Genomic DNA, 13232 nt, shown 5'->3' on the forward strand with positions numbered 1-13232 from the left:
TCATGACCTGACTTTTAGTAATAGCATCTTTGATAGACATAAAAATTGAATTATATTCTTTCTTTTTTAGCTGCGATGAACATTTTTTCCACCTCACCAAACATCCAGTTCATTATGTGTCCCGCACCTTTATCCCGTCGCTTCACTAATCCCATTTCAATGGTGAGTGAATCCGATATGTGATAACAGCTTAACTCAATTATCTCGCCTGTATACCAATCTGAATGGGCAATATGCTCCGGTACTAAGGCCCAACCTAAACCACGGGCAACGAGAGAAGTAATATAATAATAGCTGTCCACGTGCCAACAATTAGCTGAAATAGGTTTACCTGTGGTTTCTAAGTCACAAATAACAAATTGTTTATACATGTTTAATTGTGAAATATTTGGCACTGGTATTGACGCTAACGGATGTTTCGGTGCAACAATTAGAGATTGATGAAAACTATCAATGGTAAAGAACTCTAAACTGTCACTCAGTTGTTCACCCAAGAACAAAATACCTAAATCAGCCTTTCCTATTTCAACCCACTGTGCAATATCGTCTCGGGTTCCATTTAAGATAGTCAGTTTTAATAATGGAAATTGGTGAGCGGTTTTATCAAAGAAATCTTCGAAAATAGAGATAGGTACAGCTTCGTCAATAGCGATTGTTAGCGACAATTCATCATCAGTCATTACCGACATAGCTCTAGCATTTAAACGCTCACATTGTGCTATAACGGCATTGGCTTCAATATACATTTGTTCGCCCTGCTCTGTCAGCACAGGTAAACGCCCAGATCTATCAAATAATTTAAAACCTAAATCAATTTCCAAGTTAGCTATAGCACTGCTTATCCTTGACTGCGCTTTTCCTAAAGAACGGGCAGCAGCAGAAAATGAACCTAAATTCACGGCAGTAACAAATGCTTGTAATTGCTCTATAGACCAATTCATATTCATACTCTTAATTGAATCATTAACAATCTATCCGTTTAGCGGATAGTAACCAACTTTAGTCTATCTTATATGGTGCGATAATGATGCTTCATTCTCAACAAGCCTTAAAAAATGTCGTTAATCATATCTCAAAAAGTTAACCCTAATAATGTGAAGCAACATTATTGGAAATATGCCATTCCATCGATTAGCGCAATGCTAGTCAGTGGCTTATATCAAATCATCGACGGTATCTTCGTTGGCCATTACATTGGTTTCGAGGGGCTTGCTGGGATCAACCTCGCTTGGCCAATTATCAGCGGTATTATTGGTGTTGGCATGATGATAGGCATGGGTGCAGGCAGCTTATTATCGATCAGCCGTGGCGAGAATAACCCTATAAAATCAAAACGCATTTTAAATAATGCCATCGCCCTGCTCATTGGCTTTAGCATAATGGCTGCGCTGTTCATTCAATTTTTTGCTAAAGACTTATTGTTATTACAAAAAGCTGAAGGTGAGAACTTATCTATGGCAATAGCCTATATAGACGTTTTTGTTTATGGCGCATTTTTTACAACCGCGGCTACTGCAATACCACTGTTAATTCGTAATGATGAAAACCCGGCTATCGCGACACAACTTATGGTGCTAGGTGCCTGTGTAAATATCATATTGGATTACCTGCTGATTGTCCTTTACCCAATGGGTTTGCATGGTGCTGCGTTGGCTACCATGATTTCTCAAACCTTAGTCGTGATATTAGGCGGCTGTTATTTTATGTCGAGTAAATCGAATACTAAATTACAATTTTCTTTGAATGTCATTAACGTTAAGACTATGGGTTCTATAATGGCATTAGGCTTATCCAGTTTGTTTATGTTCATGTATTTTAGCTTTATTATTGCCTTACATAACTACTCATTCATGGTTTACGGCTCGGCTGTGCATGTCGCCGCCTTCGCGATTATCGGCTATATCGCCACAATGTTTTATCTCATAGCAGAAGGGATTGCTGGGGGTATGCAGCCACCGGTAAGTTATTATTACGGCAAAAAACAAATAGCCAACATCAAAACAACGGTGATTCTTGCGACAAAAGTCGTTTGTATTTTCGCACTGTTATTGGTTGTAGTATTAAACTTGTTTCCTAGCAATGTGCTGCAGCTGTTCAGTCATGGCGATGGCGCATTAATGGCTGAAGCTTTAATCGGAATTCGATTACATCTGTTTGCGTTAATCTTGGACGGTATTATCTTTGTGGCCACAGTGTATTTTATGGCCGTTAATCAAGGCCGTAAATCCTTAACCATTTCGATAAGTAATATGCTGATCCAACTTCCATTTTTGATGCTTTTGCCGTTGATGATTGGGGTCAATGGTATTTGGCTGGCTGTGCCACTTTCCAATATAAGCTTATGTCTTTTACTGATGCCGATGGTATTTAATGAACTAAAACGCATTAAAAAGATCGACGAACAACACCAGCCTGTAGCGGTAGTACAGCAAAGTCCCCAAACAACGAGTGTGCACGCGTAAGCGCTGTGCAAATATACAAAAGGACTGCAAATGCAGTCCTTTTTAGTTTATTCGATTGTAGACTGTAGGCCTAAATCATTAAGGGGTTAACCGTAGGTGTAACTTGCACCAAGGCCTAATGGGAAACCAATTGACCAATAGATCAATAACCAAGCGCTCCAAATAGACAACAATGCCAAGCTAAATGGCAGCATCATAGAAATTAACGTACCAATGCCTATGCCTTTCACATAACGTTGACAGTAAACTACCACCAACGGGAAGTATGGCATCAATGGGGTAATGATATTAGAGCTTGAATCGCCCACTCGGTAAGCGGCTTGGGATAAATCTGGGCTAATATTGAGCTGCATCAACATAGGAACCAGTACCGGCCCAATCAGTGCCCATTTAGCCGACGATGAACCAACAAATAGGTTAACGAAACCAACTAAAATTACCATGCCAATAACGGTAACTTCAGCAGGCAAGTTCATGGCTTTTAAGCCGCCTGCGCCTTCTACCGCAATTAACGCACCAAGGTTTGACGCTGAAAATGCAGCGACAAACTGGGCACAGAAAAACGCCATTACAATATAGTGCGCCATGCCACTCATTGATTTTGACATCGCCTGCACCACATCGGCTGAACTTTTAAAGGTGCCAGTCATAAAGCCATAAACCAAACCTGGCAATACAAAGAAGATAAAGATTAACGGCACAATTGATTGCATCAATGGCGCACTAAAACTGGTTAACGAACCACTAGCATCGCGTAAGGTTGATGTTTCAGGAATAGTTAATGAGAAAAAGCCAACTATCGCCGCCAACATCACCGCCGATGCCACTCTAAATGCATTTATTTCTTTAGAAGTAACCTCTTCCATTGCTGGTAAATCAACTTCTTCACGCTTTACTTTATGGCTACGATTAAGTCTTGGCTCAAGAATTTTATCGGTTAAATACCAAATTGTTAAGGTAATTGGGATACATGATGAAGCTGCAAAGAACCAATTATTGAGTGGGTTGACTTGAATATCAGGATCGACAATTTGCGCTGCCGACTGAGTAAAGCTTTGTAATAGTGGGTCAATTCCTGAGGGAATAAAGTTGGCGCAAAAACCGCCTGATACCCCTGCAAACGCCGCGGCAATACCAGCTAATGGATGGCGACCAACAGTAAAAAATATCACCCCAGCAAGTGGGATAACGACCACATAACCCGCATCAGTTGCGGTATGAGAAATAATCCCCACTAACACAACCGCTGGTGTTAAAAACTTTGCCGGGGTTATTTTTAGCATTTGCTTCAGCGCGGTATTGATAAAACCCGATTGCTCTGCAACGCCGACACCTAACATGGCAACAAGGACCACCCCTAATGGGGCAAACGCGGTAAAGGTAGACACCATAGAGGTTAAAAAGTGCGTTAATGCTTCAGCGCTAAGCAAATTATTAACCACGATTGGACTATCGGTTCTTGGATCAATTGCCTCAAAACTTACCCCAGACAATAAAGCTGAGATAGCCCATACGGCAAACATCAAAATTAAGAATAGCATTGCAGGATCTGGTAATTTATTACCCACTCGCTCAATACCATCTAATGCTCTTCCTAAAAAGCCGGGTGCTTTTTCTGAAGACTCACTTGTAGTTGTCATTTTAGCCCTACCTTCATTGATACCTTAATCCATTAGCAAAGCATAAATGCCATCAACATTTATCGCTAGTGGATAGAGGTTATATCTATTTTTGAATTTTTGTATTTTTCAGTTTATTAAACCAACCTTTAAGCAAACTTAAAAAAAGAGCCACAATGCTTATAAAAAAAGCATCAAACACAATATTCAGAACTTTATTCCGCAGTTTAGATATATTGACAATTACAGCACTACTAAAAAAAAACAGACAAACCCAAGGTGGCAACATAACAAACAACCAATTAACATCAGTAACTTGCGGTATTTTTTATTATAAAAACACTCATCACTCAGGGTCTAAATCTGTTAACCTTTAATAAAAATAGTTACTATAAAATGAGTTATTGAGGGCACATGAGTCAATCAAAAGACAAATACAGTATTAATAATACTGACTACGAAGTGGGACAAGATAATATCCAGAAATGGGGTTTTGATATCCACAATCCTGTTTTTGGTATCAGTGCAGGCTTAATCGCTGTTTTTCTAATTGCATTACTTTCAGTCGATGCAAGCACTGCAAAAGCAGCACTCGATGGCGTTAAATGGAAAATAATCAATAATTTTGATGTGCTTTTCATGTGGTCTGCAAACTTTTTCTTACTATTTTGTATCGCCTTAATTATTTCTCCCTTTAGAAAAATCCGCCTTGGTGGCAATGACGCAGTACCCGAATATTCTATATTTTCATGGATGGCGATGCTATTTGCAGCAGGAATGGGCATTGGGCTGATGTTTTGGGGCTTAGCAGAACCTGCAGCTCATTATACTGGTTGGTTTGAAACGCCCGGTGGTGTCGAGCCATTTACTGATGAAGCCATTAAAGCTTCTCTAGGTGCTACCATGTTCCATTGGGGTCTACACCCATGGGCAATATATGCGGTAGTAGCATTATCAATGGCCTTCTTCACATTCAATAAAGGCTTACCCCTGTCTATGCGCTCTGCGTTCTACCCTATTTTAGGTGATAGAACTTGGGGTTGGTTTGGTCATATCATTGATATATTGGCAGTGCTTGCCACTCTGTTTGGTTTAGCAACATCACTAGGCTTGGGCGCTCAACAAGCTGCCAGTGGTATAAGTCATGTATTTGGGATCAGTAATGGCATTTCAACTCAACTTATTATTGTTGCATTTGTTACTTCATTAGCCATATTTTCAGTGATTCGCGGTATGCACGGCGGCGTTAAAGTTCTCAGCAATATTAATTTACTGGCAGCTTTTGCTTTATTGTTATTTATCATAATAATGACTTTTTCCGTCACTCTGACCTATTTACCGATTACTATCATGGGCTATATTGAAAATATTATTCCATTAAGCAATCCACATGGTCGAGAAGACGAAGCTTGGATGCATGGCTGGACAGTATTTTACTGGGCGTGGTGGATATCTTGGTCACCATGTGTGGGGATGTTTATTGCACGTATTTCTCGCGGTAGAACAGTAAAAGAATTCCTACTTGGCGTACTATTGATACCAACAGCGATTACTATTTTTTGGATGGCAACATTTGGCGGCAATGCTATTGATCAAATCATCAATCAAGTCGGTGAATTAGGTGCCAATGGGTTAACAGATATCACGCTAGCGTTATTTCAGGCTTTTGACGTAATGCCAATGACTTCGATAATTTCGATTCTTTCAATCATATTGATCATGGTGTTCTTTATTACTTCATCTGACTCGGCTTCACTGGTCATAGACAGTATTACATCCGGTGGTAAGATTGATGCACCAGTGCCACAACGTATCTTTTGGGCAACCACAGAAGGCGCTATTGCAGCGGTATTATTGTATGTTGGTGGTACAGAAGCGATACAAGCCCTTCAAGCGGGCGCTATATCCACAGGACTCCCTTTCACCATTATCTTACTGACAATGTGTGTAAGCTTAACAATGGGTTTGAAATCGGAAATGGATATTAACCAGAAAAACTACGCTAAGTAATAATTGTAGTTCTAATTAAAATTCCATTAAGTAGAATATAAAACCAGCAAAATACTATTAAAAATAGATTTGCTGGTTTTTTTTGCATTAAAGCTGACTATTATTTCACCGGTTAAGGTTTTTCGACATTAACGCCTTTACTACTTGCTCGAGTAATAAAAAACTTCATTGATACATCGCCAGTATTAAATATGCCGTGTAAGTCCCAGGGGGAAACATACAATACATCGCCAGTTTTTGCAGGTGTTTCTACGCCGTTTAACGTCCAAATACCCGAGCCTTCTACAATGTATAAATACTCCTCTTCAGCATGTTGGTGAGGCGGATGAATTTCGTTGTTAGGTTCTATAATTGCCAAACCCACAATTGTATCCTTGGTGCCTATTGTTTCGCCGTAAAAATAGGTGTAGAAATCACTACCATCGTAAGCTGTCTTATGGGTGTTTTCAAAGTTAACAATACTAGATTGAATATGACTATTTGATTCATTATTTATAGCGTTAGTTTCATTCGAATCTGTATTTTTTACAAAGGCACACGACGTCAGAAAAGTTATAGATATCGAAATAATTAAGTAAAATCCCGATACTTTTGCCATTTTTGACAGATTATTTTTCATAGCTTGTTCCTTATCGTAAATAAATTGCCAACTTTAACTTAAGCACTTTCATAAAAAAGTACTCAGCCGGCTACCTATTTATCTGATCCAATAGCCCCTTCACCAACTTGTTAAATTTTCAGGTATTAATATAACCAGAGACACATATATTCTTATCTGTGATTCAGATTAACTTATCAATTTTAGGTATATTGCATTGTCATTATTAAGCTATTTATCATTATTAAAAATAGCATCGAGCTTAATACGTTCAACTGAATTTAATTCGGGTGATCCACCCTGCATACCAGAACCTGAGGCAATCCATAGGTAGCCATTTGCTTCGATAACACCACTCCCGTGTCTTCCTTGAATTAAAGAAGGCTTTTTAAGCCATTGTTTTGATTGGCTATCAAATAAGTGAACTTCTTCATGAGCTTTATTGGGATCGGCACTTTCTCCCCCGACTACTATCAATTTATTTTGATGAGCGAATATTGCAATGCCAGCTCGTGGGATTGGTAATTCGTTTCGCACTACTTGCCATTGATTAGTCTCGATATTAAATACATCAAGTTTGCCTTCAACTAACTCAAAGACTTGATTGTGCTTGCCTAGAGTTCTTCGTCCCCCTGCAACATAAATATGATTATTTATTAGCGCAGCTTGAGCATGGTCTCGCGCGTGTGGGGCATCATTTAGAATAGTCCAGGTATTGGTCATAAAGTCATAGCGATCAACCCAGTTAACATTGCCATCTAGGTGACCGTTAGTAATACCGCCAATAAGGTAAAGGGAATCGTTTTTAACAACAGCAACGGCACTACCTCTTAACCTTGCTGGTGGAATAGCAGGACCTTTTTCCCATTTGTTTTCATTGGGGTAAAAATAATAAATATTTTCAACTGGCGTCTCAGCGGGATAAGCTCCAGTTAACGCCCCTGCAATAACAATTTTGTTTTTCCATACACTTGGTTGAAAGTGATGTAGCTCTATGGGGGATTCTTGTAAAGGGCGCCACATTAACAAATTAGGGTCAAACTCATCAACGGCTTTTATTCCTCTGCCACCAATTAAATAACCCTTATCTTCAAATTTGATAAAGCCCGCTTCGTGGCGTGCAGAGAAAGAGTTCGACGTTGCTATTTGCTGCCAAGTGGTTGTGGCTGTTGCGTTAAGTACAACAAATAGTGAAACAAATAGTGAAACAAACAAGGCCACCAAAGATTTAACCATTGAAAAATCTACTCTTTATTGCCTTAAACTAATGTATTTAGACTGGAGTGTTATGCTTAATGCGGTCACCTAATTAGATGTGAATTTTCAAAGCTCTAGTGGTCAAAAAATATTGGCAAACCTCAGCAAGATTAGCAATCTATACATTGGTACCCCTCCTTTAAACATTAAATAATTAGCGACTTACTTAGCAGAACTACAATGTGTCACCTATGCTTTAGATAATCTGAATATAAATCTGTAGGTTGTACATGACTGTGAGAAAAAGCATCCCCAAGGTTGCCGATACTGTTTTAGTTGATGGTCATTACATAGTTGAGCAACGATCTTATGTTGAGCGCCGCAAAAACAAATCGGCTATCGTTCGTTATGACCGCAGAAAACAGCGAGACCCACGTTTACCGCAATTTAAATCTATTGACGAGGTGGTGTGACTTCAATAGCCGATAGGTCTAAATAATCATTTCAACAACCATCCTCTAAAGACCAAATACCATGTCACCAAATCAAATTATCATTGTCATAATCTTATTCGTTACTATGGCGCTTTTTTTATGGGGGCGCTGGCGTCATGACTTAGTCGCTATGTCTGCCTTGCTTGTTTGTGTATTCACAGGTCTAGTCCCAAGCAGTGAAGCTTTTACAAGTTTCAGTCACCCAGCAGTCATCACTGTGGCCGGTGTGCTGGTATTAGGCTATGGCCTGCAACGCTCCGGTGCTGTCGATATATTGGCAAAGTACTTATTACCAGCTCAAGCGGGACCAACCTTGAGTATACTGGCGCTGATCAGTTTGGCGGCCTTGCTATCAGGGTTTATGAATAATGTAGGCGCCCTTGCATTACTAATGCCTATTGCGATTCAAATGGCTGCTAAATATGACTTACCTGCAGGGAAAGTATTAATGCCACTGGCATTTGGTTCAATTTTAGGCGGGATGACAACTTTAATTGGTACGCCAACAAATATCGTCGTTTCTGGATTTCGTGAATCCAGCGGATTAGGTAGTTTTACCATGTTTGACTTTTCGCCAGTAGGTGTTTGTATTGCTCTGGCTGGAATCGTGTTTGTCGGTTTATTTGGCTGGCATATCGTACCCAGTCGCAAACAATCTTCATCTGGCAGTTTTGATACCGGTAATTACTTCTGTGAAGTTAATATTGTGGCTGGCAGTATTGCTGAAAAAATGAATCTGCGAGAAGTAGATAAATTGCTTGATGAGGCCGATGCTCAAATTATCAGCATGATCCGTCGCGAGGTACACCTCACGGCCCCAAATCCAAATAGAGTGCTACAAACTGGTGATATCCTGATCATAGAAGTCGAACCGGAATCTATCCCTAAAGCACTTTCTAGCCTAGGGCTAGAACTTGAACCAGAAAGCGCTATTACAGAAGAAGCGCAAACTGTAGCAGTGGTTGAAACTAAACTGCAAAAAAAAGGCGACGAATCAACACCAGAATCTGCTAAAGATGATGATAATGACACAAGTAAGCCTGCAGAAATTATCATGCAGGAGCTAGTCGTAATGCCAGGCACCACAATAGTTAATCGCTCGGTATCCGATATTGAATTACGTAACCGCTATGGTATCAATTTACTCGCCATTTCTCGCCAAGGCCACCGCTCAGTAAAACGTTTACGATCTACCCCGATAAAAGCCGGTGACGTATTATTACTTCAAGGTGATCCTGAATCTGTATCAGGTTTTGCATCTCAGTACGGCTGTTTACCTTTAGCTGCACGCGATATCCGAGTACCTAAAAAAGGACAGGCACTGACGGCTTCAATCATCATGGTGTTGACGCTTGTCGCCGTCGCTTTTGGGCTATTACCCGCTGCTGTTGCATTCGTGGCTGGTGCTCTGGCTTTTACGCTGTTTGGTATTGTACCCGTTCGCGCTATTTATACGTCAATCGACTGGCCCGTGATAGTGCTACTCGCAGCCTTATTACCTGTGGCGAATGCCATGTATACCACAGGTACCGCCGATTTAATCGCCCAGTTTTTACTTGATAATATTGCCCAGAGCCATGCAATAGGCGCATTAGTTTTGGTCTTAGTGGTGACCATGTTTTTATCTGATTTAATGAATAATGTGGCAACTGCAGCAGTCATGTGCCCGATCGGGATCAGTACTGCAGCCCAACTTGGGGTTAACCCTGATACATTCTTAATGGCCATAGCGATTGGGGCATCATGCGCGTTTTTAACGCCAATAGGTCATCAAAACAATACCCTGATCCTCGGTCCTGGTGGGTTTCGCTTTGGGGATTATTGGCGACTGGGTTTATTACTTGAACTTATTGTGGTGTCAGTGAGCATACCTATGCTGCTATGGGTGTGGCCATTTTAATCAACATTGCTGAATTTCTAATAGCTTCCACATAATGCATTCACAAGCTATATTTTATATCGCTTGTGATCAGCAATGGGCTTTTTAATAATCAGTTTTGACGTTTTGCCTTTAATCTTACCAAGGCAACACTTGACCGTTTGAATGTTTAAATACGCCAGTTTGACTCATATCAAGTTGCGTTATTAAACCTACAATACGCGCAGCTGATTCAGTTGCTGATATATCACCGCCATGATTTACCATATCTGTTTGTACATAACCTGGGTGATATATACCGACCGCAACCTCTTTTGATGCTAAGTCATGACTTAACGACATTGATGCAGCATTTAAAGCAGCCTTTGACATACGGTAACCATAACGACCACCTGAGGTATTATCTTCGATAGAGCCCATTCTTGAGGTTATCATCGCAACTTTACCACCAACATTTAGTTGTGATTGTAGCGCAGCAACAATACGCAACGGAGCCAGTGCGTTTACTTCAAACTGCTGGCGAATCGTATCTATGTTCAGATGAGCTAACTGCTCATCACGTAAAATACCCGCATTGCACACCAGTACGTCAATTAACACACCAGCAAGTGAGGTTTTCATATTATGAATCCCCTCATCGGTAGCCACATCAATTTGAGTAATTACATTAATGCCCAATTCGTCGAGCTCATCAGAAGTATGACGGCATAATCCAAACACTTTATAACCTTGCTGCTTGAATAGTTTTGCTAGTGCTAAACCAATACCGCGGTTTGCACCCGTAATAACAACGTTTTTTGACATAGGATAATCCTTAAACACTGAGCTCTGCATTGAAACAAACCTCAATAAGTAAACTTAGCAATTATATTTAATACAAATAGTGAATATTATCAGTAAACAAAAAAACCTAGCAAATTGCTAGGTTTTTTAATTAATACTCACCTTAAGCTTAAATCGCCATGGCCAGCTCAGCGCCTTGTCTAATAGCGCGTTTAGCATCTAATTCAGCGGCAACATCAACACCACCAATAAGGTGAACTGGTAACCCTGACGCTTTCATCTCATCGACTAATGTGCGGTTAGACTCTTGCCCTGCACATAAGACTACATTATCAACCGCAAGAATTTCTGACTGCTCACCGACTTTAATATGTAACCCTTGTTGGTCAAACTTTTCATAGCTAACACCGGTTTTCATATTCACTTGATGCTGCTTTAAAACACTACGATGGATCCAGCCGGTTGTTTTACCTAAACCTTTACCCATTTTAGTGGTTTTACGTTGCAGTAAATACACATCGCGACTTGGGTTATGCTCTGATTCGTCAGTTAAACCGCCAGCATGTTGATAGCTTTTATCAATACCCCATTGCTTTAACCACTTTTCAGGCTGTAATGTTGATGATTCCTTCTCGCACAGGAAATGCGCCATATCAAAACCAATACCGCCAGCACCGATTAACGCAACTTTATCACCAATCTCTACTTCACCTTTTAGCACTTGCTGATAATCAACCACTTTAGGATCATCAAATCCCGGTAAGGATAACGCCCGTGGGACAACCCCAGAGGCAATAATCACTTCATCAAACTTTTCAGTGGCTAATACTGCTGCATCTAAACGGGTGTTTAATCGTAATTCGACATTATGCAGCTTCATTTGATTTTTGAAATAACGAATGGTTTCGTGAAACTCTTCTTTACCTGGAATTTTACGCGCTAAGTTAAATTGGCCGCCCACTTCGTCTTTAGCTTCAAACAATACTACTTCATGGCCACGTGAAGCGGCATATACAGAAAACGCCATTCCAGCAGGGCCTGCGCCCATAACCGCAAGACGTTTTTTACCTGTGGTTGGGGTAAAATTAATCTCAGTTTCATAACATGCACGTGGATTAACTAAACAGGTAGCACGTTTCATTGAGAAGGTATGATCTAAACACGCTTGGTTACAACCAATACAGGTATTGATTAATTCACTTTGATCAGCTGCCGCTTTATTAACAAATTCAGCATCGGCTAAGAAAGGCCGCGCCATTGATACCATGTCAGCCTGACCCGATGCGATAATTGATTCACCAATTTCAGGGGTATTAATACGGTTAGTCGCAATTAATGGCACATTAACTTCTGATTTGAGTTTTTCAGTCACCCATGCAAAAGCGCCGCGCGGCACACTGGTGGCAATGGTAGGTACACGTGCTTCATGCCAACCGATGCCGGTATTGATGATGCTCACACCAGCACTTTCTAGCCATTTAGCCAGTTGCACTACTTCATCCCAGCTTGAGCCATTGTCGACTAAATCAAGCATAGAAAGCCTGAATATTATGATAAAATCGCTACCGACTTTGGCACGAATAGCATTAACAATTTCAACGGGGAATTTAGCACGCTGAGTAAAGTCACCGCCCCACTCGTCGGTACGTTTATTGGTACGCGAACTGATAAACTGATTAATTAAATAGCCTTCTGAGCCCATTACTTCAACACCGTCATAGCCCGCTTTTTTTGCAAGCGCAGCGCTAGAGGCATAATCTTTAATGGTATTACGCACTTGTCTTGATGACATTGCTGACGGCGTAAAAGGGGTAATAGGTGATTTTATTTTGCTTGGCGCTAATGAAAATGGATGGTAGCTATAACGGCCTGCATGTAGAATTTGCATACAGATTTTGCCATCCGCTTCATGGACTGCATCGGTAACAATTTTATGTTTGCTTACTTGCCAAGGAAAACTTAATTGACATGCATGAGGCGCTAACCGACCTCTGAAATTTGGCGCTATGCCACCGGTGACAATTAAGCCACAGCCACCTGCTGCACGTTCTTTATAAAATGCAGCTAGTTTCTCAAATCCGCCCTTTTCTTCTTCTAGACCCGTATGCATTGAACCCATCAATACACGGTTTTTTAACTTGGTGAAGCCTAGATCTAAGGGTTCTAATAAATGTGGAAACGACATTCAAA

General features: G+C 40.5%; 10 protein-coding genes. 4 read left to right on the top strand and 6 right to left on the bottom strand.

Annotation, left to right across the window (positions count from 1 at the left end):
- Positions 1-50: 50 nt before the first annotated feature.
- Entirely contained in the window at positions 51-941 is an 891-nt protein-coding gene (locus Q4546_RS09815) for a LysR family transcriptional regulator (protein WP_102439812.1), read from the bottom strand.
- A 114-nt stretch (positions 942-1055) separates the two neighbouring features.
- On the opposite strand from Q4546_RS09815, the gene Q4546_RS09820 reads away from it, so the two are divergent.
- Positions 1056-2462: an MATE family efflux transporter gene (locus Q4546_RS09820; protein WP_303446186.1), complete on the top strand. Its 1407-nt coding sequence runs from the start codon at positions 1056-1058 to the stop codon at positions 2460-2462.
- A gap of 86 nt (positions 2463-2548) precedes the next feature.
- On the opposite strand, the gene Q4546_RS09825 is transcribed toward Q4546_RS09820, so the two are convergent.
- Positions 2549-4102 carry an AbgT family transporter gene (locus Q4546_RS09825; protein WP_303446187.1) on the bottom strand — a complete coding sequence of 518 codons (1554 nt, stop codon included), beginning with the start codon at positions 4100-4102 and terminating at the stop codon, positions 2549-2551.
- Between the two features lie 393 nt (positions 4103-4495).
- Between Q4546_RS09825 and Q4546_RS09830 the strand changes: the two genes are divergently transcribed.
- Entirely contained in the window at positions 4496-6091 is a 1596-nt protein-coding gene (locus tag Q4546_RS09830) for a BCCT family transporter (RefSeq protein WP_102439809.1), read from the top strand.
- A 112-nt stretch (positions 6092-6203) separates the two neighbouring features.
- On the opposite strand, the gene Q4546_RS09835 is transcribed toward Q4546_RS09830, so the two are convergent.
- Positions 6204-6710 carry a cupin domain-containing protein gene (locus Q4546_RS09835; protein WP_102439808.1) on the bottom strand — a complete coding sequence of 169 codons (507 nt, stop codon included), beginning with the start codon at positions 6708-6710 and terminating at the stop codon, positions 6204-6206.
- A gap of 210 nt (positions 6711-6920) precedes the next feature.
- Entirely contained in the window at positions 6921-7925 is a 1005-nt protein-coding gene (locus Q4546_RS09840) for a kelch-like protein (RefSeq protein WP_303446188.1), read from the bottom strand.
- A 251-nt stretch (positions 7926-8176) separates the two neighbouring features.
- Here Q4546_RS09840 and Q4546_RS09845 point away from each other — a divergent pair, with 251 nt between their 5' ends.
- Positions 8177-8359, top strand: a complete 183-nt coding sequence (locus Q4546_RS09845) for a hypothetical protein (RefSeq protein ID WP_102439805.1) — start codon at positions 8177-8179, stop codon at positions 8357-8359.
- Between the two features lie 61 nt (positions 8360-8420).
- Complete coding sequence (locus Q4546_RS09850) at positions 8421-10280, top strand: SLC13 family permease (RefSeq protein WP_303446189.1); 1860 nt, start codon at positions 8421-8423, stop codon at positions 10278-10280.
- A 117-nt stretch (positions 10281-10397) separates the two neighbouring features.
- Here the strand turns inward: Q4546_RS09850 and Q4546_RS09855 are convergent, their stop codons facing one another.
- Together Q4546_RS09855 and Q4546_RS09860 are read right to left on the bottom strand one after the other, a co-directional pair.
- On the bottom strand, positions 10398-11063 hold the full coding sequence (locus Q4546_RS09855; protein WP_303446190.1) for an SDR family oxidoreductase: 666 nt from the start codon (positions 11061-11063) through the stop codon (positions 10398-10400).
- A gap of 148 nt (positions 11064-11211) precedes the next feature.
- Positions 11212-13227, bottom strand: coding sequence for an FAD-dependent oxidoreductase (locus Q4546_RS09860; protein ID WP_102476844.1), 2016 nt, complete (start codon positions 13225-13227; stop codon positions 11212-11214).
- Between the last annotated feature and the right edge of the window lie 5 nt (positions 13228-13232).

The organism is Shewanella sp. 4_MG-2023 (assembly GCF_030548015.1).
GTDB lineage: Bacteria > Pseudomonadota > Gammaproteobacteria > Enterobacterales > Shewanellaceae > Shewanella.